This window comes from Pseudoalteromonas sp. MBR-15, from assembly GCF_053628915.1.
This window is the reverse complement of the sequence record NZ_JBRJHH010000017.1, coordinates 1-21748: the sequence shown is the minus strand read 5'-3', so window position 1 is coordinate 21748 and position 21748 is coordinate 1. Positions and strand designations below refer to the sequence as shown.

Annotated in this window: 15 protein-coding genes; 5 read left to right on the top strand and 10 right to left on the bottom strand. The window is 41.2% G+C overall.

The annotated features are described in order from the left end of the window. Positions 1–38: 38 nt before the first annotated feature. From ACSSVW_RS18360 to ACSSVW_RS18330, 7 genes are all read right to left on the bottom strand, one after another. Positions 39–3224: an amidohydrolase family protein gene (locus ACSSVW_RS18360; RefSeq protein WP_454179885.1), complete on the bottom strand. Its 3186-nt coding sequence runs from the start codon at positions 3222–3224 to the stop codon at positions 39–41. A 104-nt stretch (positions 3225–3328) separates the two neighbouring features. Beyond that, on the bottom strand, positions 3329–4153 hold the full coding sequence (locus tag ACSSVW_RS18355) for a M90 family metallopeptidase (protein ID WP_075593148.1): 825 nt from the start codon (positions 4151–4153) through the stop codon (positions 3329–3331). A 96-nt stretch (positions 4154–4249) separates the two neighbouring features. After that, on the bottom strand, positions 4250–6184 hold the full coding sequence (locus tag ACSSVW_RS18350) for a hypothetical protein (RefSeq protein WP_454179883.1): 1935 nt from the start codon (positions 6182–6184) through the stop codon (positions 4250–4252). A gap of 89 nt (positions 6185–6273) precedes the next feature. Beyond that, a complete protein-coding gene (locus tag ACSSVW_RS18345) occupies positions 6274–9177 on the bottom strand; it encodes a ligand-binding sensor domain-containing protein (protein WP_454179881.1) in 2904 nt (967 codons plus the stop codon). A 125-nt stretch (positions 9178–9302) separates the two neighbouring features. Further along, complete coding sequence (locus ACSSVW_RS18340; protein ID WP_454179880.1) at positions 9303–9959, bottom strand: CatA-like O-acetyltransferase; 657 nt, start codon at positions 9957–9959, stop codon at positions 9303–9305. 264 nt (positions 9960–10223) lie between these two features. Beyond that, positions 10224–11264 (bottom strand): Leu/Phe/Val dehydrogenase, encoded by a 1041-nt coding sequence (locus tag ACSSVW_RS18335; protein ID WP_036969160.1) that lies wholly within the window; start codon positions 11262–11264, stop codon positions 10224–10226. Positions 11265–11665: 401 nt separating this feature from the next. Beyond that, complete coding sequence (locus ACSSVW_RS18330) at positions 11666–13192, bottom strand: fumarate hydratase (RefSeq protein WP_454179879.1); 1527 nt, start codon at positions 13190–13192, stop codon at positions 11666–11668. Between the two features lie 181 nt (positions 13193–13373). Between ACSSVW_RS18330 and pabB the strand changes: the two genes are divergently transcribed. The 3 genes from pabB to ACSSVW_RS18315 all read left to right on the top strand — a co-directional run bounded on the left by pabB (position 13374) and on the right by ACSSVW_RS18315 (position 16784). Continuing rightward, positions 13374–14720 (top strand): aminodeoxychorismate synthase component I, encoded by a 1347-nt coding sequence (pabB, locus tag ACSSVW_RS18325; RefSeq protein ID WP_454179878.1) that lies wholly within the window; start codon positions 13374–13376, stop codon positions 14718–14720. A 5-nt stretch (positions 14721–14725) separates the two neighbouring features. Next, a complete protein-coding gene (locus ACSSVW_RS18320; protein ID WP_036967480.1) occupies positions 14726–15304 on the top strand; it encodes an NUDIX hydrolase in 579 nt (192 codons plus the stop codon). Between the two features lie 103 nt (positions 15305–15407). Next, a complete protein-coding gene (locus ACSSVW_RS18315; protein ID WP_065978726.1) occupies positions 15408–16784 on the top strand; it encodes an L-serine ammonia-lyase in 1377 nt (458 codons plus the stop codon). A 77-nt stretch (positions 16785–16861) separates the two neighbouring features. Here ACSSVW_RS18315 and cysB read toward each other — a convergent pair whose 3' ends face one another. Further along, entirely contained in the window at positions 16862–17839 is a 978-nt protein-coding gene (gene cysB / locus ACSSVW_RS18310; protein WP_036967477.1) for an HTH-type transcriptional regulator CysB, read from the bottom strand. 306 nt (positions 17840–18145) lie between these two features. Here cysB and ACSSVW_RS18305 point away from each other — a divergent pair, with 306 nt between their 5' ends. Beyond that, positions 18146–18904 carry a hypothetical protein gene (locus ACSSVW_RS18305; protein ID WP_065978727.1) on the top strand — a complete coding sequence of 253 codons (759 nt, stop codon included), beginning with the start codon at positions 18146–18148 and terminating at the stop codon, positions 18902–18904. A gap of 26 nt (positions 18905–18930) precedes the next feature. On the opposite strand, the gene ACSSVW_RS18300 is transcribed toward ACSSVW_RS18305, so the two are convergent. Beyond that, entirely contained in the window at positions 18931–20223 is a 1293-nt protein-coding gene (locus ACSSVW_RS18300; RefSeq protein WP_065978728.1) for an NCS2 family permease, read from the bottom strand. A 121-nt stretch (positions 20224–20344) separates the two neighbouring features. Between ACSSVW_RS18300 and ACSSVW_RS18295 the strand changes: the two genes are divergently transcribed. Next, positions 20345–20809, top strand: coding sequence for an SEL1-like repeat protein (locus tag ACSSVW_RS18295; protein WP_036967474.1), 465 nt, complete (start codon positions 20345–20347; stop codon positions 20807–20809). 23 nt (positions 20810–20832) lie between these two features. Here ACSSVW_RS18295 and ACSSVW_RS18290 read toward each other — a convergent pair whose 3' ends face one another. Then, positions 20833–21555 carry a helix-turn-helix domain-containing protein gene (locus ACSSVW_RS18290; RefSeq protein WP_196857284.1) on the bottom strand — a complete coding sequence of 241 codons (723 nt, stop codon included), beginning with the start codon at positions 21553–21555 and terminating at the stop codon, positions 20833–20835. Positions 21556–21748: the final 193 nt, after the last annotated feature.

Sequence of the window (21748 nt, the reverse complement as noted above, 5' to 3'; positions counted from 1 at the left end):
AAAAAGCGGCTCAATGGCCGCTTTTCACTTTACGCTATTTATATCTTTTCAAAATATAATTTATCACGTTGTTTTCCGCCGACTTCATTCATCGTTGCCGCGTCAAATAAACGACCATTCACCATGGTATAGTCGATTTTGTCGGTATCACGAATATTCGTCAACGGGTTACCATCAATAACGATAAGATCCGCTAACTTACCCGGCTCTAATGAACCAATATTTTTATCTAAGCCGATGTATTTAGCAGGATCGAGTGTCGCCGCACGAATTGCTTCTAGCGGCGTCATACCGCCTTGAGCAAACATCCAGATTTCCCAATGCGCAGCTAAGCCTTCACGTTGACCATGAGCGCCCAAATTAACCAATACTCCTAAGTCTTGTAGCTCTTTAGCAACGCGTGCGTTGTTAAAGTGGTTGTAATGATGATCGGGTGCTTTTACTCGACGCATTGAGCGTGGTAAAAGTTGGTTTTTAGGCACAAATTTACTTAGGCGTGGGTGGTTCCACACATCCGTTTTATCATACCAGTAGTTTTCACCCCAAATACCGCCATAAGCAACACCTAACGTAGGTGTATAACCTACATCACTTTGCGACCATAGTTGGCGAATATCATCATAAATGTTCGCAACAGGAATTGAGTGCTCAATACCGGTATGACCATCAACGACCATGGTCAAGTTATGCTGCAATAATGAGCCCCCTTCTGGCACAACCATCATTTCAAGTTCACGCCCAGCTTCAATTACTTGCTGACGCTGTTCACGGCGAGGCTGGTTGTATGACTTAACACTAAATGCCCCCACTTTTTTCAAGCGTTCAAGGTGGAATTTAGCATCGTCAAGCGAGTCAATATGCGATGTATAGCCCGGCATATTGGCACCGTACAGTATTGTACCGGTAGAGAAAATGCGTGGTGCCACTATCATGCCTGCTTTTTGCATTTCACTCGCAGCAAAAATTTCGGTGGTGTCGTTCGATGGATCATGAATCGTCGTAACACCCAGCGATAAACCTGCAAGGTTTTTCCAGTTTTGTTGCGGGATTATTTCATCACTGGCTTGCGCACCATGAGCATGGGCATCAACAATGCCTGGCATAATCGTCTTGCCGGTCACATCAATAACTTCTGCACCTTTAGGAATTGTTACAGAGTCTTTGCTTCCGACTGCTTTAATGTGTTTTCCATCAGTTACAATCACACCATTTTCAATAACTTGCTCACCATTCATGGTAATGATGCGTGCGCCCGTTAGTGCAAACATCCCCTTTGGCTCAGCCATTGTTTTGGTAAAGCCAATGTTGTCACCACTTTTCACTTTAAAATCTGTGTCTGCGTTTTTATTTATGTCAAATAAACCCGCTAAACTTGCATAATAAAGCTCAGGACCAAGACTCCAATAAAGTTTATCACTGGTTCCACTCCAGCTAATATTTTCGCCCGCACGAACTGATAATTGTTCAATTGGGAATTGACTATCTTTCGGGCCAATATTAATGGTTTTACCGCGTTCAACAAAAGGGGTTACAAACACTTTAAAACGCTCAGCAAATGCCAAATATTTACCATCTGGCGACACTCTGAACTCCGTTGCATGCTCAGACTCATACAGCTTACGTACTTCTTTTGACTCAAGCTCAACCACACTAAGCGTAGGTTTAGGCCATGGGCTCATTACATAAATACGGTCATTCATTGCGCCAAATTGCGGCTGGTAACCTGACTTAGTGATCAGTGAGGATTCACCGCCCTTGGCACTAACAGAATAAATGCCCGGCTCTAATGACCAAGTTGGATTGAGGATACTGCCACCCGATGCTTTACGATAAACAACCGTTTTACCATCTGGGCTAAAGGTAGGTTCTACATATTTACCAGGTTCTTCTGTTAACTTATTACCTCGTCCGCCTCTTGCAGAAACGACACGCACAGAACCTTGTTCATTGTCATCCCACGTTGTATAAACTACTTTTTTTCCATCGCGGGAAAACTGTGGAAATAACTCAAAATGATCGTCTTGTTTAGTTAAGCGTTTCACTTTACCTGACTCAAGATCACGCTTATAAATATGACCCAAAGCTTCAAAAATGGCTGTTTCACCGTCTGGTGAAATTTGCACATTGCGCAGCATTTTTACCTCAAAATTATCGCTATCGATATTGTGTGTAAACCGCACTGCTTTTTGAATTTGTTTATTGGTTTCTACCTTAAATGGGATACGTGATACTGATTTATCATCAACATCTAATTTATGAATTGTGCCACCAGCCCAAAACACTAATTGCGCATTATCTGGCGTCCAAGCAATGGTCGGATAAACACCGTGTATTGCCCATGTTTCTTGCATATCTCGCTCAAGCTCACCATATAACTTTGTATGCTCACCAGTGTGAAGGTCATATAAATATAAGCTTGTTTGAAAATCATCACGCTTGATATAAGCCAGTTTTTTACCATCTGGTGAGGGAGTTGGACGAATAGCGCCCCCCATTCCATCAATAATAGTTTCAATTTCACCGGTTTCACGGTCATAGCGTTTAATTTTGTAGATACCCGCAACTGAATCTTTTGAGTAATGGAATGTTTTACCTGGTGTAGCATCATGTGAAAAATACACATAACGACCGTCAGGTGAAAACATCGGTTCACCTAAATCTTTTTGATCGTTTTCACGTGCCGTTAACTGCACCCCCTTACCACCGGCTTTGTGGTATAGCCAAACTTCACCCGCACCGAGTGAGCGGCTTGCTGTAAAGTGCTTACGCGCAACTAAATAGTCGCCATCGGGGCTCCATGCAGGGCTATTTAATAAACGAAACGTTTCGTCAGTGACGGCCTTTTGGTTTTCACCGTTGACATCCATAATCCAAATGTTATCACCACCACCTTGATCGGATGTAAACGCAATGTATTTACCATCAGGGCTAAAGCGCGGTTGCATCTGCCACGCAATATCACTTGTTAATTGTTTTGCCGTACCGCCCGAGATTGGCATAGTGTAAATATCACCCAACAGATCAAACACCAAGGTTTCACCATCAGGACTAATATCAACATTCATCCACGTGCCTTGTTCAACACTGATTTTGGCATCTAAAAACTGACCTGCTGGCGCATCAACTCGCCACTTTTCATCACCTGACTGCTCGGTTGCTATTACTTGCCCTGTAAAGGCGAGTGAAATCGAAACAGCCAAAGCCGTATGAAGCATTTTCTTCATGGAATTCTCACTTGTTATTGTTTTGTTATTTGCACACATATTGATTGCATCAAATAGCATAGCAAGATTCCAGCATTACGTGTTAAACAGTCGTAAATTGGCGACTAATGCCACGCAATGGGATCAAATTCATAATAGCCTACCAATAAATGATAAATTTCAGGATCGAATTGCCTAAGTGCAGCAGGCTTTTCAAGGAAAGTTTCGGTGATCACGGCAAAAAACTCGGCTTCATTGGTCGCCCCATAACTATGAATAACATGGGGCATACCGTAAGCAATGTGTGTTTTAAGCTGATTAAAAGCACGACTGAATACTTTGGCCCATTGTTGATAGTCAGCATTACTAGCAAGCAATGGCGTGCCTGTCGTCTTTCCTGTTTCTTGGTCTAGTTGATGAGCAAATTCATGGAATACCAAATTGTGGCCATCACTAGGGAGTCGGCTTCCTTCTAGCACATCGTGCCAGCTTAAGACCAAGGTGCCACCAGGCCATGACTCACCTTGTCTCACGGTATTGTGATAACTAACAAGACCTGCACCATCGCGTGATGTTTGTGGTGCATAATAGGCACTTGGATATAATAAAATATCTTTCACATTACGATATAAAGGCCAAGGCTTATTGAGCACTAAAACACATGCATCTGCAGCAACAATGAGTTTCATTGCATCATTTAACTGCAGGCCATCACACCCAATAAATCGCTTTTCATTTAAGAACCAAACAATATGACGCTCTAATTTTTCACGATCAGCGTCCGTCATTTTTTGATAAATAGGCATGTACTTCAACAGCAATGACTTCTGCTCTGAAGTAAGGGAATAGGTCAGGTACTTTTTATGCCAAAAATGATTTCGAATATCATCCCAGCGCCAGTAACCGACAATAAAAATGAGCAAAAAAAGTAACAAAACAAGGTTAAGCATTATCATCGCCTAAAATATAATCTTGTTACTTTAATGTGTGCAAACAAAAAAAGATCAATTGTCTGCACACATTTTTATTTAAGTTGCAGTAAAAAGTTACAGGACAGGAACCGTTGCCGAACCAGTTACCACTTCTTTACTGCCTTTGACTCGATACTCATAGTCGAAGGTAATCGTATTAACGTTACCAGACGCGTTATCATCAAGGTATGTTACATCCCACGGTAGTCCATGCATATACATTAAGCCATCTGGTAAAGAAGTATATTTAATTGCATTGCCCGAATCACCATAGGCCGTTTCATTTAATGCAATTGAAACTAGGTTTCTTAAACTATCATTATAAATATACTCACCAGAGACAATTGTAAGCTCTTCGTAAACAGGATTCATAGTGCCATTGTTTGTATAACCCGTTAAGGTAATATCAAGTTCGGCAAGTGATGCAATAGACGTTGGTAAATACAATCTCACGTTATTACCACGACTCGATGATACTGCACTCTCACCCGCTGAGTTAGTAGCGTGAATCAATTGGCCAGCTTTCAAACCATTATTATTATCGAATTTAACATCTTCGATTGAAAACGCAGCTTTATCAGCAACCGTAAATTCATTTTCGAATGAATAATTAGCAGTTAAAGCAGTTTCTTTATCAATCACTGAATTTAAACGGTACTTATAACGACCAACACTAAGCGCTTGCTCAGGCAATACTTCCACAAAGGTATCATTTAATGACAATGATGAAGTCGTTGTAATGTCTACATCCTTTCTATTAAAAAATGTACTGCCAGCAGGGACTGAATCTGTTGTTGATTCATTACCACGGATCACTGTAAGTGAATTGCTTCTCACCAATGAAAAACTATCTTGTGTAAGCTCTATTGGTTTTGAGAAGAACAAGTAATAACCATTATTCAACGCATTAACAGTTTGGCTAAGCAAATCTACTTGCGTCGTTTGTGTGCCTTTATTGGCCTTAAAAATCACCGACACAACACCGTCTTCGACTTGGAAATTACCTTGGTTATAGATATTACCGACCACCAACTCACCATTTACTTCTCTAACAGAAAATGAATCAGATAAATAATTCTGACCATTTACATCCGTAAAAGCCGACATTCTTACAGTAAGTGATGAGCTGCCTTTAAAGTCATAAACATACTCATTTTCTGTCGCATCAAAGGTCAAAGGATTAGACTCAAAATCATTGCTTGATGCCACTAATTCAATATTTGAAAAGACTTGACCAGTTTCATCGATGACTTTAACACGTAATTGATACTCTTTTGTCGCATCTGTATCTTTAAACAAAATGGTTGTATCGTCATTCAACGCATCAAATGAGATAGAATTGTGATCGTAGTAATTTTGTACAAGCTCATAATCATTAATAGCATCGTTATCAACATCCATATCGATATGAAGAGCAATTGCATTTCCCAAACCGACAGGTTTCTCAATTGAGTAAAGATTAGTTTGCTCATTATAGGTCGCACTGAAAAAGTGCTCATTGCGAGATTGCCACGTGCTATCTGTCAGGCCTAATGATGTAGTATAAGTAAATTGAAGGTCTTTAATGGGTGTATTTTCACCATCGAGCAATGCTGTGAATTGAATGGTCTCTGTTGTAGTAACTGAAAGTGAGCCTAGTTGGCTGACTCCAGAGCCTGAGTTACCATAAAATGCACGCTGTTGAAACGAACCATCAGTACTTGTCACAAGTAACACGTAATCAGAATGTTTTGGAATATTTTTCAATTCAAACATGCCATCACTCAGCGAAACTGCCTCAGACCAAGTATTGCCAATTTTAATTTGAATTTGTGCGTTAGCCGCTAAACTGTCAGTGACGTAATTTTTAACCGTTCCTGTTAAAGTCGCTGTTTCAGCTTCTTGAGTGGCCTTATTTTGTTCTTCAATTGCACTGATTAGTTCATCGTTATTATTGTCTTCAACTTCTAAACAACCAGATAATAAAAAACTCGCAGAAATTGCGAGTGCAATAGTATGTTTTTTAAACATAAAAACTCCATTTAATTATTTTTGTTTCCCTTATGGGGTCTACTATTATAATGAACTTAAAATGAATAAAAAAGCCATTTGTGACCAATCTACAAAATTGATGTTTCTTTATTGTAAATTACCACTTTGTTCCTGCCATTATTTTTAGCGTGGTAGAGCGCGGTATCGGCATGAGAAAGTAGCCGATCATAGTCGGTAACATTTGCATTATCTGCAACACCGAAACTTACAGTGACAGACAGTTCTTTCGCAAGTTCAGAAAAATTATAATCCGCGATTTCTAAGCGAATAATTTCACATAAACGCGCGGCTTCATCAGCACCTTTATGAGGAAATAGTAAAGTGAACTCTTCGCCTCCCCAACGCGCAGCATAACCTTCATCGGGAAAGTTGATACGTAACAAACGGGCAATTTCACAAATCACTTGATCACCAATCAAATGTGAAAAATTGTCATTAATTAATTTAAAGTGGTCAATGTCCATAATCGCAACACTTAAGCTTTGCTTATTATGTTGGAACTGACTAAAGTTCTCGAATAGCCAACTATCGAATGCTCGTCTATTGGGTAGCTGAGTTAATTGGTCATGATTAGCGAGATGCGCGAATGCATCTGCTTGGTTCTTTAAATCGTGCATTTGTTGCTCGACCTTCTCCGTCAGCTCTATTTCAATGCGTTTATAATGATATAAACGGTATTTATATATTGCATAGGCTATTAAAAATAAGCCCAAAATAAGCACTAATTTAAAGCTGGTCTTTTGCCAAAAATATGGCGCAATTCTGAATCGTAACGTTTGTTCATTGTTTTGCCATTCACTATTTGGATAGCCCGCACGGACCTTAAATGTATATTCTCCCGGAGGTAAGTTTGTATACTCAGTAATAGCTAAGCGGCCTCTATCAACCCATTCTTCGTTGTAGCCACTTAAGTGAGTTTGATAATTTAGACGCTGCGGCATAATAAAACTTAAGCCTGCATAATTAAATGACACCCTTGAAATACCCGCTGGTAAACTTAGTGCATCACTTTTAGCGGGCAATGCAACGGGCTTACCATCAACTTCAAAGCTTTCTATGACCGTTGACAAACGACGTTTACTCGCCTCTTTAAGTCGCTCAGGCTTTACAATCGCAACCCCTTTTGCCGTTGCAACCCAGAGTTGACCATCAGAATGCGTCACTGCTGCAGGGTTAGAACCGCCATTTGCTTGCGCGCTCAGCATGCCATCGCCTTCATCATACAACTGCATAGAAACAACAACTGACTCCGCACCCGTGGGGTTATCTAAAAATTCAGTAAGCTGGGTTTTATTGAGCTGAATAACACCGCGATTACTGGTTAACCACAACGAGTCACCTTGCTCAATAACCTGAAATAATTTATCAACGGGTAAGCCCTGTTCACGTCCAAACAAATGCATAACATCGATCTTCAAATCGTAACGTATGAGGCCTCGATCCGTTGCGAGCCACATTTTTTCGCCATCAAGATAAAAACCAAACGCATATTCAGTGCTAAATTTTTCAGGAAATTCTATGTTAGAAAATGTGTTTAATGCGGGATCAAAAATAGACACTCCAACACCCGTACCAACCCATAGCCGGCCTTGATTATCTTCAGCAAGTGCCATAATAAAATTGCCAGCTAAGCCTTCTTCAGTAGTGTAAGAATGAATTTGTCCGTCGTCTGTGAGCTTTGTAAGGCCGCTGGCAGTGCCGATCCATAAATTATGTGAGCTATCGAATAATACCGCCCGTACCTCATTATTAAGAAGCCCATTAGTGCGATTCTTAACTGGGTAAATTTTGTTATTCACCACTTTCATGAGGCCACCAGTGTACGTGCCAAGCCATACATCCCCATTTTTGTCTTCAGTTAAACTTAGCACTGACAGGGGATCACGTTCATATGCTTGGTTTAAGGTGGTTATTTCCCCATTTATAATTCGGTTTAAACCATTGCTACTGCCTACCCACAAACTACCATCAGAATGAGACAATACGGTGCGAACATAATCTGAAGCAAGACCACGGCTTTGGCTCCAATTCGTAAACGGGGCTTCACGCAGCCTGAATAGCCCTGCATTAGTACCAACCCAAATGCTTTTTTCACGGTCCTGCAGTAATGACAGAATACGGTTATTCGGCAAGCCATCATCGGCATCGAGATTTTCAAGGCCTGATTGCCTCAATCTAAAAACACCTTTGTTGATTGTACCGAACCAAATGTCTCCTTGGGTATCTTCGAGCAAACTCGATATGGATTCATGATTGAGCGTTGCATCAACAGAGACAAATTTATCGTTTTGCTTTTGCCATGCCCCTTTTTCTGTGCCGACAATTAAGGTACCCGACTGAGTCAATAACAGCGTAAAAGCAGAGACATCAGGTAAACCGGCTTCTTGACCAACTTTACTGACCTTTTTACCTTCAATTTTGTATAAGCCATCACTGGTTGCAGCCCAAATGACATTCTGTTTGTCTTTTATTAGTCTGTATGCACTCAGTTTATCAACCAATGTGTGTTCTGTTGCTTTTTCTGATGCACGATACACAATACCTTGTCCCTCAAGAGCGAGCCAAATTTCGCCTTGTTCTGAGATCAATGCATGATTAATCATGGTCGATGAACTTGGAAGCGACCGCCACTGGCCCTGTGAGCGCACGGCAATCCCGCCTCGTGCTCCAACAATGTATAAATCGCCATTATCCATGGCTATCAGACTTCTTAAACCTGAATCAGGCAATCCTGGGATCTCGGTTCGTGTAAAAAGTTTAAACTCTCGACCATTAAAACGCGCCAACCCTTCCCACGTTGCTATCCAGATATAGCCATCTTTCGTTTGTGCAACACTGTTAATACTATTGTGAGGTAAACCTGAGCGTGTATTCCATGTCTCAGTAAAATAGTCACTCAATGAAAGGCGAGTTGATTCTGCAAAAGCGCTAAAACATACACACAGTAAAATGAGACAAACTACCCGCGCCATAAAGCTTAACCTTTAATTATTGTTCTTTTCAGTGATGCTGTGTGGTGCTCATATCGTCAACCAACACTTCCATTACTACTACATTAGTTGCAATTCTTACTCACTTTAATCACATTTAGCAACAATCAATTACAGTAATCATTAATTTTTTCTTGCAAGATTTGAACAAACCGAGCGACATGTAAACCATCCATTAAAGCGTGATGGACATCAATGGATAGCGGGATCTTGCCGGTTCGCTTATCGTATTGACCAAACACCAATTTAGGAATACCTAACCCGTGCCCCTCACTAACGGCATGTGAAAACCCCGTGAAATTTAGCCAAGGTAAAACAGAAATATGAATGAGATCGGGTTGCCCTTCTGTCGCTGCAAACGCTTCTGAGAAGAAAGGTTGCCCTTTACTTTCTTTTGCTACCTGCAATGCATGCTCAGAAAAGCGTTGAATAGAATCATGTTTTTCAAAGTAACTGAAACGCAATGTATCATCATCAGCTAACTCAACCACACTAGCACGTAAAGTTGATAGCTGAATAGGACACGAATCTATAATACGCTGGCGCATGGGCGCATAATCGTGGCAAGCCTCTAAAGTCAGAAAAATATAGCTATGAAAAAATGAATACGGCGCTGACTTACACTGCTCATAAAGTGCAGCCATGTCGAGCGACACACAAACATTAAAGTAAGGGAGACTAAATTCTTTGAAAAAAGCAAAATGTTGCTTACGAGGCCATGACTCAAGATCAATTACGTGACAGTCATTTGGAAGAGAATGCATTGGGTGGCCCTGTGAAATAAAAAAACAGTGTAGCCAGATACATTCATTAAGTCATGTAATTGCGATTAAAATCCGCGATAGTCTATTGGCTTTTTAGGGCTGTTTGCATGTTGTCGCCTATAAAGGTATTTGGCGTAATATGTTATAGCTGTAAGCTTAATTAAGCGGTTTATTTGGAATAATATTGCAAATGGGTATTGAAGCCTATTTGGGCACAAAAAAAGGCGCGCCATGCGCACCTTTTTAAACAGCAAATTAATTAAATTATAAGCCGTTTTCGATGATTTCTAATGCAAGCTCATCAGCAATTAAATGCGTTGATTTTTGCTCTTTCTCTGAGCGAGCAAAAATTTCTGTTAGCGTATCAAAAATACCTTCAACGTGCTTCGTTGACGCCTCTGCACTGTAGCCTTCTGGTGCTGTTTCGTAATACACATTAATGATACCACCAGCATTAATTACATAGTCTGGCGCGTAAAGAATGCCTTTTTCACGAATGATTTCACCGTGGCGAGACTCTGCGAGTTGATTGTTAGCACAACCAGCAATAATCGTTGCTTTTAAACGTGGAATTGTCATGTCGTTTACTGTTGCACCTAACGCACAAGGTGCATAGACATCAACATCTAGGTCATAAATTTCATCGATACCCACTGCTGTCGCATTAAAGTCATTAACAACACGTGATACAGCTTGTTCGTTAATATCAGTAACAAACAATGTTGCGCCTGCTTCATGAAGGTGTTTACAAAGACCATATGCAACGGCACCTAAACCTTGCACAGCAACCTTTATACCCGATAAATCTTGATGACCACGTTGATGCTGTAACGCGGCTTTAATACCTAAAAATGTACCGTAAGCAGTGAAAGGTGATGGATTACCACTTTTACCTTCAAGACCCAGCACATAGTTAGTTTCTTTATTCATGATTGCAACGTCATCGCACGTGATGTTTACGTCTTCTGCTGAATAATAACTACCACTTAAACGCTCTAGCTGACGGCCAAACGCACGGAAAAGCTGCTCTGATTTAATTTCTTTTGCATTACCGATAATAACAGACTTACCACCACCGAATGGTAAACGTGCAACCGCATTTTTGTATGTCATACCTTTCGATAAACGAAGGGCATCGGTTACTGCGTCTTCGTCAGTCGCATAGTCCCACATTCTACAGCCACCTACAGCTGGACCTAACTTGGTATTGTGAACCGCGATAATAGCCTTAAGGCCTGATTCTTTATCTGAACAAAACACCACTTGCTCGTGGTTATCAAAGTCGACTTTATTAAATACAGCCACAGTTAAATACTCCGAAATTTTCTTACCCTTTTTGGGGTGTGAGCGCTGAAATTGCCGAGACTTTATCACTTCGTTTGCTCCCATGCCACTATATGAGATGATAAAACTAAGCTAAGTTACGCGATTGAAATAACAACGCAAAAAGCACGTTAAAACAGGAAATATATACCTATATAAATCCACATAAAGCATGATTAATTCAAAACAAAAGTAAATCTACAAAATCTTTTTTACGTGAACGTAAAGGTCAAGTATAGCGTAAAGAAAAAGTGACAAAGTAATTCAGTAGCAAAAGCCTGAAAACACACACTTTAAGTCAAAAGTGTGGATGAGAAAGAGACTGGTCAGAGCTGAAAAAAACGGCGCTTGGGCGCCGTTTCATATAAACGATTTAATGACGATTATTTTAATTTACCATCAAGCTCTTCGATTTTGGCTTTCCAAATTGCTGGGCCTTGCGTGTGCGCATTGGCACCTTCGCTGTCAACAGCGACAGTCACAGGCATGTCTTCAACTTCAAACTCGTAGATTGCTTCCATACCTAAATCTTCAAACGCCACTACACGCGCTTTCTTAATAGCTTTAGATACTAAGTAAGCAGCACCGCCTACCGCCATTAAGTACACAGACTTATTGTTTTTAATTGATTCAACCGTTGCAGGACCACGCTCAGCTTTACCAATCATACCAATGATGCCCGTGTTTTCTAACATCATGTCAGTGAACTTATCCATACGCGTTGCCGTTGTTGGGCCTGCTGGGCCTACAGCTTCATCACGAACCGCATCAACAGGACCGACGTAATAGATAAATTTATTATCGAAATCAACACCTTCAGGTAAACCTTCACCTGATTGGATCATATCTTGTAGGCGTTTATGCGCCGCATCACGCCCTGTTAAAATAGTGCCAGAGAGAAGCACAGTTTCACCCATCTTCCACTCTTGCGTGTCTTCTTTAGTTAGCGTGTTTAAGTTAACACGACGTGTGCCCTCACCAACTTCGAACGTCACTTCTGGCCAATCCTCAAGTTTAGGAGCTTTAAGCTCTGCTGGACCTGAGCCATCTAAGGTAAAGTGAACGTGACGCGTTGCCGCACAGTTCGGGATCATTACTACAGGCTTAGATGCCGCGTGCGTCGGTGCCGTTTTAATTTTTACATCAACAACAGTTGTTAAACCGCCTAGACCTTGAGCACCAATGCCCAACTTATTCGCGCGCTCAAAAATATCAATACGCATTTTTTCTTCTGTTGTCTCAGCGCCGCGTTCAATTAGCTCGTGAATATCAACCGGATCCATTAAAGACTCTTTAGCAAGCACGGCTGCTTTTTCAGCGGTACCACCAATGCCTATACCTAGCATACCCGGCGGACACCAACCAGCCCCCATTGTTGGGAGTGTTTTTTCAACCCACGCCGCAACATCATCCGATGGGTTCAACATGACCATTTTTGTTTTGTTTTCTGAGCCGCCACCTTTAGCTGCAACCATCACTTCAACTTCGCCACCTGGCACTAAGTCGATATGAACCACAGAAGGTGTATTATCTTTGGTGTTTTTACGCGTACCAGCAGGGTCTGCAACGATTGATGCGCGTAATGGGTTATCTGGGTTTAAGTAAGCGCGACGTGTACCTTCATCAACCATTTGCTGAACAGTCATGTCTGTTTTATCCCACTTAACATCCATACCCACTTTAACGAAACAGGTAATAATACCGGTATCTTGACACAGGGGACGTTTACCTTCAGCAGACATGCGCGAGTTAATTAAGATTTGCGCAATAGCGTCTTTTGCCGCTTTACTTTGCTCTTTATTGTACGCTTTTTCTAAGGCTTGGACGAAATCGAGAGGGTGATAAAAAGAAATGTATTGCAATGCATCTTCAATGCTATCAATGAAGTCTTGCTGACGAATTGTACTCATTACGGGTTCCTTAAGTTTTTATCACGTCGCTTAGTACGTGATCCTGAGTAAACCGGTGACGAAGATTTACTCTACGGGTTAGTCATGGCATCACTATAAAGGAAATCATAACGCTGCCAATCAAATTTAACTTATGATAACCTCCTCGCCCGTTTCGGGCTAGTTATTCAAGGCAATGTAAATGATAAACGATGAAAATTTGTGCATAAAATTAGATTTAACCGATGATTGTATCTCACTCTTTACTCATTTTGCTCATTTGCCCTATGCCGTGTTACTTGATTCAGCAAATAGTAATCATGTAAACAGTCGTTTTGATATCATTGCCATTGAACCATTAAACACATTAGAAGTTAGCAACAACCAATGCTTTTTAAATGGCGAAGCGCAATCCCGTGATTGCTTCACGCTAATGAAATCAGCACTTGATGATTTTGATAATACAGCCAATCCAAACGGGCTTCCTTTTACGGGGGGCTGGCTGGGCTACTTTGGATACGATTTTGGTCGTGTAATAGAAACCATGCCATCGCATGCCGACAATGATATTGCGATGCCACAAATGGCACTGGGTTTATATCCTGATGCACTGATTTTCGATAAACAGCAGCAAAGCTGGTTTTATGTTGCTCAGCGACACCATAATCGTTTAGCTCAATATCAACACTTTTTATCTCAAACACCCACAGATTCTGTACCGTTCACTCTCAATAGTGATTGGCAGTCGAACATGACAAAAGCCAGCTACACTGAAAAGTTTGAACAAATTCAAGCCTACTTAAAAAGTGGCGACTGTTATCAAATTAATCTAGCACAGCGTTTTAGCGCTGAGTTTTCAGGCTCAACATGGCATGCATATCGCACCTTAAGAGACGCCAACAAAGCACCTTTTTCGAGTTATATAAACCACCCAGACGGCGCCATTTTATCGATTTCTCCAGAGCGTTTTATTGCCATAAACCAAGGAAAAATTGAAACCAAGCCAATTAAAGGCACACTACCACGTTTAGCCAAACACGCCGATGATGAGGCACAAGCACTGCGCCTTCAACAGTCTGAAAAAGACCGTGCCGAAAATGTCATGATTGTTGATTTATTACGTAACGACTTAGGCAAAGTGGCAAAACCGGGCTCGGTTACTGTTCCCGCCTTATTTGCCATTGAAAGCTTCCCTGCGGTGCACCACTTAGTCAGCACTGTTCGAGCCGAATTAGCGCACGGTAAAGATGCTGTAGATCAAATACACGCTGCATTTCCTGGGGGCTCTATCACAGGCGCACCTAAAATTCGTGCCATGGAAATAATAGAAGAGCTCGAGCCACATCGCCGAAGCGTATACTGTGGTTCAATTGGTTACTTAAGTGCCTGCGGTAATATGGACACGAGTATCACCATACGTACCTTAGTGTGCCATAAGGGCACGATATACTGCTGGGCCGGAGGCGGTATTGTCGCAGATTCACAGGTCGACTTGGAGTACCAAGAAACATACGATAAAGTAAATAAAATATTGCCTTTACTAAAGTAATAACCTTGAATAGCCAGCAATTAATCACCCGCTTCAGCTTAAGTATGGCCACTGAGCCTGCACAGCAAATTCACATTAATGCGGATAAGCGTGCCAGTGCGGTGATGTTACCGCTCATCGATGTTGAAAACGACGCACATTTAATATTGTGTAAGCGTCCTCGTCATTTACTTCACCATCCAGGGGAGATCTGTTTACCGGGTGGTAAGTTCGAGAAGCAGGATGAGTCATTAATGCACACGGCACTGCGGGAACTCCATGAGGAGCTTAATATTGCTGCACATAATGTTACAGTGCATGGGCAACTTCATCAGTACTCAACATTAACAGGGTTTACGATTGCCCCCTATGTATGCAGCCTTGCTGCGGGAACCGGTTGGCAGGCAGATCCCAGCGAAGTCGAAGTGAGCTTTTTACTGCCTATTTCACATTTAAGCGATCACAGAAACTGGCAACCGCTAAGCTTTCAACGAAACGGTAAAACATTCGTTTTAAAAGGCTTAATGACACCGCATGGTCTTCTATGGGGAGCAACAGCCAGTATTATTAATAACTTTATAAAACAACTCGCCCTACCAGTTTAATTATCATGCTTTTAGGGTTACACACGCTCACATACACGTTATTATGTGACACCGTTCAAAGGCAGAAAATACGCCGTATTTAATAAAAAATGAGTAGCAAATTATGATCAGTGCATTCGATATGTTTAGTATTGGTATTGGCCCATCATCATCTCACACTGTTGGTCCAATGCGCGCTTCACGTTTATTTGTAAATGAGCTAGAAGAAAAGAACTTATTGTCTCAGGTAACCGATGTAAAAGTTGAGCTATTTGGCTCGCTTGGCCAAACAGGTATCGGCCACGGTTCTGGCAAAGCCGTTATTTTGGGCTTAGCAGGTTACGACCCTGAAACAATCGATGCTGACTTAGTTGATGACATATTAGCTAAAATCGAAAAAGAACAAGTTATCTACTTAAATCAGAGCCACAAAGCGAAATTCCCTAAACAAGGTGCGATTGTTTTTCATCGTAGAAAAACCTTGCCTAAGCATTCAAATGCGATGGAAATCATAGCAAGTCAAAATGGCGAAAAGCTCTTTAGTAAAGTGTACTACTCTATTGGTGGTGGCTTTATTGTTACAGATGAAGAGTTTGAAAATGAAAAACAAAAAGCCCTTGATGTTCGTGAAGAAAATCCAGCCCCCTATCCCTTTAATACAGCCAAAGAATTGCTAGAGTTATGTCGCGAATCAGGTTTTAGTGTATCGACATTAATGATGCATAACGAGAAAACGTTGCGCAGCGAAAATGAAGTAAAAGACACGCTTTTTAATATCTGGCAAGTAATGAAAGCCTGTATAGAGCGTGGTATGCGTACCGAAGGTATCCTCCCTGGAGGCTTAAAAGTTAAACGTCGTGCCCCCAGCTTACACCTTAAACTAAACATTGAAGTAAACAATGATCCACTGCGTGCTATGGACTGGGTTGATTTATTTGCGCTTGCAGTAAACGAAGAAAACGCAGCTGGTGGCCGTGTGGTCACTGCGCCAACAAATGGTGCTGCCGGTATTCTTCCTGCGGTTCTAATGTATTACAACACCTTCATCAAAGAAGTAGACCGTGATATTGCGACACGTTATTTATTAACAGCGGCTGCAATTGGTATTTTATATAAAAAGAACGCGTCAATTTCCGGCGCAGAGGTTGGCTGTCAAGGTGAAGTCGGAGTTGCTTGCTCTATGGCTGCCGGCGCCCTGACCGAAATAATGGGTGGTAACGTAGTACAAGTAGAAAATGCCGCTGAAATTGGCATGGAGCACAACCTAGGTTTAACTTGTGACCCCGTAGGCGGTCTTGTACAAGTTCCGTGTATTGAACGCAATGCTATGGGGGCGATTAAAGCGATTAACGCCTCTCGTTTAGCTATGCGCGGTTCTGGTGAACAAAAAGTAACGCTCGATAAAGTCATCAAAACCATGCTCGACACAGGGAATGATATGAAAACTAAATACAAAGAAACCGCACGCGGCGGTTTAGCGGTTAATATCATTGAGTGTTAATTAATACCATATATGGTATGACACATGCCCATTATCAAAAAAGCCGCTTTTAAGCGGCTTTTAATTTAATAACTTCACTACTTGATTGGCAATTCAATATTTTCAAACAGCTTATCTACGTCTTCTTGATTACGCAGCAAACTGGCGCGTTCAACCAATTCTTTTGTTAAATGAGGGGCAAAGCGCTCAATGAAGTCGTACATGTAACTACGCAAAAAGCTGCCTTTTCTAAAGCCAATCTTAGTGGTACTCGCTTCAAATAAATGACTTGCGTCAATACACACTAAATCGTTGTCTGTCACTTGATCAATTGCCATCGACGCTACCACGCCAACCCCAAGGCCAAGACGCACATAGGTTTTAATAACATCGGCATCCGTGGCTGTAAACACAATATGCGGTTCAAGCCCATGTGCACTAAAGGCTTTATCAAGTTCAGAGCGACCTGTGAAGCCAAACACATAGGTAATTAACGGATACTTCGCGACATCGGCAACAGTCAGGTTATCTGCTTTTTTCGCCAGCGGGTGTGTTTTTGCAACCACAATACTGCGATTCCAGTGATAACAAGGCAGCATGACAAGGTCAGAATATAAGTGTAATGCTTCGGTCGCGATAGCGAAGTCAGCATCACCACGTGCTGCCGCATCAGAAATTTGCTGCGGCGTGCCTTGATGCATATGCAGTGACACCGCGGGGTATTTTTTCATGAAGCCCTGAATGACATTTGGCAGCGCATAACGGGCTTGTGTGTGCGTGGTTGCAATGTTCAATTTACCTTGATCTGGCAAAGTATGTTCATTTGCGACGGCTTTGATACCTTCAACTTTCGACAAGATTTCTCGTGAAATATTAATGATTTCATTGCCAGCACTGGTTACATGTGTCAAATGCTTACCACTACGGCCAAAGATCTGAACACCCAATTCGTCTTCTAGCATACGAACTTGTTTTGAGATCCCTGGTTGAGATGTAAATAAACTTTCAGCTGTCGCAGAGACATTGAGTTTATGATTTTGGACTTCGACTATATATCTGAGTTGTTGTAGTTTCATGGCTGCATTGTAAACGTTGTTATTCTTTATTTATAAAGGCTGCTAAGCGCAATGCCAAGTGATATTTCATCGCACTGTCATTTTTTACTTTTATCGCGATTCTTTCTAAGGCTACCACATTCAACTGTGACTCGGTAGCGATGTTTATTCATAAAATACTCAATAAACATGCTTGCTTAACACGACCCTAATAAAAAAGAATGGTTGATTGATAGTTTATTGCACATAAGTATGCGCAAAACTATCCAGATGTAATATTTTTAATGTAAGATAAAAAAATTAGATAGTGAAAACTGAGATTTAGCTATGATTGTTTCTATCATCATTATGCTCATTGTTGCCTTGATTGTCATTGCACTGTGGGTAAGCGCGGTGCAACAACATAAAGAAAAACAAGAGTCAGAGCGTCGCAAAGAACTAACAAAACAGAAAAAAATCATCGAAGAAGCAGAAGAAGTACTGCTCAATAGTACAAACATTCCGATGTCTGAAAATATTTTACGTATTATTCAGCGCCGTGTTTATGATGCATTAGCGAGCATGGTGCAGCTATCACCTAACTCAAAAGAACTAAAAAGTCGCTTAAACGAAGCTAAGCAGCGCTTGACCTTGCCAATTGACTCTAATAATTCTGATGCACTTGTATTACCCGATAATGACAAACAATTAATTTCGCTGATCCAAAGTATCAAAAAGTTACGTGCATTACTGCGCTCTGAACATGGTAAAGGCAAAGTAGATAGTCAGGTATTTGTGGCCGAGGATAAGCGTTTAGAAAAGTTGCAATTAAGAATCAATGTTGAAAGCCAAATTAAGCGCGGTATTTCAGCGCGTGCAGCAAACATGGTTGGCTCAGCACGTCAGTACTTTGAAAAAGCGTTAGCCACACTTGCTTCTGTAAGCTACAGCGATGACTACATAAATACTAAAAAGCAGGAAATCGAAAATTACTTAGAAGCTATCAGCACGGAGCTAAAGGCGTCGAACGCAACATCAAGAAAGAAAAAAGCAGAGCAAGAGCAAGACGATTTAGATGTGTTATTTGCCCCAAAGAAAAAGTGGTAATCCACTTTTTCTTTGGTCTGCATTCATTACGATAAAAACGCGAATTTAATAATAAATAGCGCAGTAAGTACCCATACACTCACACTGATTTCATCTTTTTTACCACACACTAATTTAACCGCAGTATACGCAATAAAACCCAGTGCAATACCATGCGCAATTGAAAACGTTAGCGGGGTCATTAATAGCACTACGCTTACAGGAATTGCATCTGTCATGTCATCCCAATTAACCAGCTTTAAATTTTGCATCATTAAGACGGCCACGTACAATATCGCGCCCGCTGTTGCGTAGGCTGGGATCATACTGGCAAGCGGTGCAAAGAACATCATAAGCAAAAAGCAAATTCCGACGACTACCGCCGTTAAACCTGTACGCCCACCTACAGATACACCGGCCACTGACTCAATGTATGATGTGGTTGTCGACGTTCCCAGCATAGAGCCTGCAATCGTGGCAGTACTGTCCGCACTCAGCGCTCGGCCTAAACGTGGCATTTTGCCTTGTTCATCAGCAAGGCCCGCTTTTTGTGTTACAGCGACAAGCGTGCCTGACGTATCAAATAGATCTACAAAGAGAAACGCAAAAATAACCGTCAACATCGAAATTTCTAGTGCGGCTGCAAAATCTAATTGCATAAACGTAGGCGCAATTGAAGGTGGCATAGAAACAATGCCTTTGTATTCAACAAGATCTAAACCTAATGCGATGCCCGTCACTAACAAGATGCTGATCAACACCCCACTTTTCATATCACGATACAATAACGCAGCAATCACAAAGAAGCTTAAGATAGCCAATAAAGGGCCAGGCGCAGTAATATCACCTAATTGCACCAGTGTGGCAGGACTTGCGACGATTATCCCTGCATTTTTTAATGCGATTAGCGCTAAAAAAGCGCCAATACCCGTTGCGATAGCACGCTTTAAAACCAAGGGAATCGCGTCGATAATCCATTCTCTGACTTTAAATAAGCTCAAGCATAAAAAAATACATCCCGACATAAACACCGCACCAAGCGCTGCTTGCCAACTGTAACCCATACCAAGTACGACACCATAGGTGAAAAATGCATTTAAGCCCATGCCTGGAGCCAACGCTAATGGGTAATTTGCCCACAACCCCATAATAAAGCACCCAATCGCCGCAGCAATACAGGTTGCTACAAACGCAGCACCTTGGTCCATACCTGCTTCTGCTAGCATCGCTGGATTAACGAAAACAATATAAACCATAGTGATAAATGTTGTGATACCCGCAATGGTTTCACGGCGGACTGACGTGTTGTTTTCACGTATTTTGAAAAGTCTTTCGAACATGTTGAACTTTAAGTTAAGATTAATTGGCTAATTTTATCATATTTTCTCATAATTAGAGGACAATTTACCTTGCAATGTTCTAAACTAATAAGGTCTTTTATTTCAAGAAAATAACTAAACTATGTCTGATAAATCGCCAGTAGGCTTAGATTTAGAGCAACAACTTGACAACGTACTTGCCTTTATAACGCAGCCTGATACAGGGGATGAGCCACAAAAAAGTACGCAATCAGTTGAAAAAACACTAAACAAAGCTTTGTATTATCTTAAAAACGAACAAGCGCCACTTGCCGCTAAGTGGATGCGTTTAGCTGCAATGGCAGGTAATCATAGAGCACAATTTTACATGGGGCTGTTTTTTATAAAAGGCCAAGGCGTGCCGCACAGTGTTTTCCATGGTTCAGTCTGGTTGAGTCTCGCCAGCAGCCAAGGTTACGAGCCTGCAACCGCTGCCCTAAATGATTTAAGAAAGCACATTAGTACTCGCCGTCTGCAAGACGCACAAAGCTATGCAGCAACGCTATATGAACAAATCCACCAGCAACAATTTTCGCACCTTATTCCACACAACCCTGACGCCAATTAACAAGCGTCAGGATTCACTGCTAATTACGAGTGTTTTGTCAGTTTGCTCTCAAAGGTGATAAGCCCCGCGCCTATCACAACCAATAAAATACCAACAAACTCAAGCCATACATGGCCTTTATGCGACTTAATAATAGGTGTTTTTGAAGTTACACTAAATAAACGCCTGCCCTGTTCGCCTGACTCGACGAACGAAGTGCCTTTATAGTCAGGTGAAATAATAAATTTAAAATCACGTCTGTTAGTCATTTCGCGATGTTTTGCATCTATATTTTCCCCGCTTTTATCTACGAGTAGTGTCCGCCAATCATAAAAAATACCATCCGGCTCATTATCTTTCACTACACCGTATGATTTGTACTCATAAAATTCTGTGTTAAATAACTTTTCTTGATGGCCTAAATAAAATAGCGCACAACCTAAAGCACTTATCAGTATGGCGCTATAAATCAGTGAACGCTGTTTAATAAATTGTTTGTTAGTTTGTTGCTTATACCAAGCTTCAATATCAGGCACATTAATCAGCCGAGCTTTATCTACTGAGTGTTTTAATGGCTGCATAAAATCACAAATGGTTAAATTGAGTGCGGCTAATATAGAGCGAAATGTGTCATTAGAAGGCACTGACTTATCGTTCTCAAGTTTTGATAAGTAGCTTTGCTCTATCCCTACTTGCTCAGCAAATTCTGGTTGGCTTAGTTTAAGCTCACTACGATAGTGTTTTAGTTGTGAACCGAATGTACTCATAACGCATGTCCTTTTCTATTGTGGAGCGGTCATTCTTTGCTATTCATGCAGAAATAAGAAGCTGAATAAATATGAATAGTGAAGAATATTAGCAAGTTATACCATTCCGCTTAAATATCTGATCTAATATAGGCTATATAAAATCACCGGTTAATAACATTGAACCCAAATATATCTGAACAACTTTTGGCGC

Coding starts and splice junctions, on each gene's coding strand:
- ACSSVW_RS18330 (WP_454179879.1), bottom strand. CDS start 13,192: ATGAGTACAATTCGTCAGCAAGACTTCATTGATAGCATTGAAGATGCA.
- ACSSVW_RS18340 (WP_454179880.1), bottom strand. CDS start 9,959: ATGCATTCTCTTCCAAATGACTGTCACGTAATTGATCTTGAGTCATGG.
- ACSSVW_RS18300 (WP_065978728.1), bottom strand. CDS start 20,223: ATGTTCGAAAGACTTTTCAAAATACGTGAAAACAACACGTCAGTCCGC.
- ACSSVW_RS18345 (WP_454179881.1), bottom strand. CDS start 9,177: ATGGCGCGGGTAGTTTGTCTCATTTTACTGTGTGTATGTTTTAGCGCT.
- ACSSVW_RS18295 (WP_036967474.1), top strand. CDS start 20,345: ATGTCTGATAAATCGCCAGTAGGCTTAGATTTAGAGCAACAACTTGAC.
- pabB (WP_454179878.1), top strand. CDS start 13,374: ATGATAAACGATGAAAATTTGTGCATAAAATTAGATTTAACCGATGAT.
- ACSSVW_RS18290 (WP_196857284.1), bottom strand. CDS start 21,555: ATGAGTACATTCGGTTCACAACTAAAACACTATCGTAGTGAGCTTAAA.
- ACSSVW_RS18360 (WP_454179885.1), bottom strand. CDS start 3,224: ATGAAGAAAATGCTTCATACGGCTTTGGCTGTTTCGATTTCACTCGCC.
- ACSSVW_RS18355 (WP_075593148.1), bottom strand. CDS start 4,153: ATGCTTAACCTTGTTTTGTTACTTTTTTTGCTCATTTTTATTGTCGGT.
- ACSSVW_RS18315 (WP_065978726.1), top strand. CDS start 15,408: ATGATCAGTGCATTCGATATGTTTAGTATTGGTATTGGCCCATCATCA.
- cysB (WP_036967477.1), bottom strand. CDS start 17,839: ATGAAACTACAACAACTCAGATATATAGTCGAAGTCCAAAATCATAAA.
- ACSSVW_RS18350 (WP_454179883.1), bottom strand. CDS start 6,184: ATGTTTAAAAAACATACTATTGCACTCGCAATTTCTGCGAGTTTTTTA.
- ACSSVW_RS18305 (WP_065978727.1), top strand. CDS start 18,146: ATGATTGTTTCTATCATCATTATGCTCATTGTTGCCTTGATTGTCATT.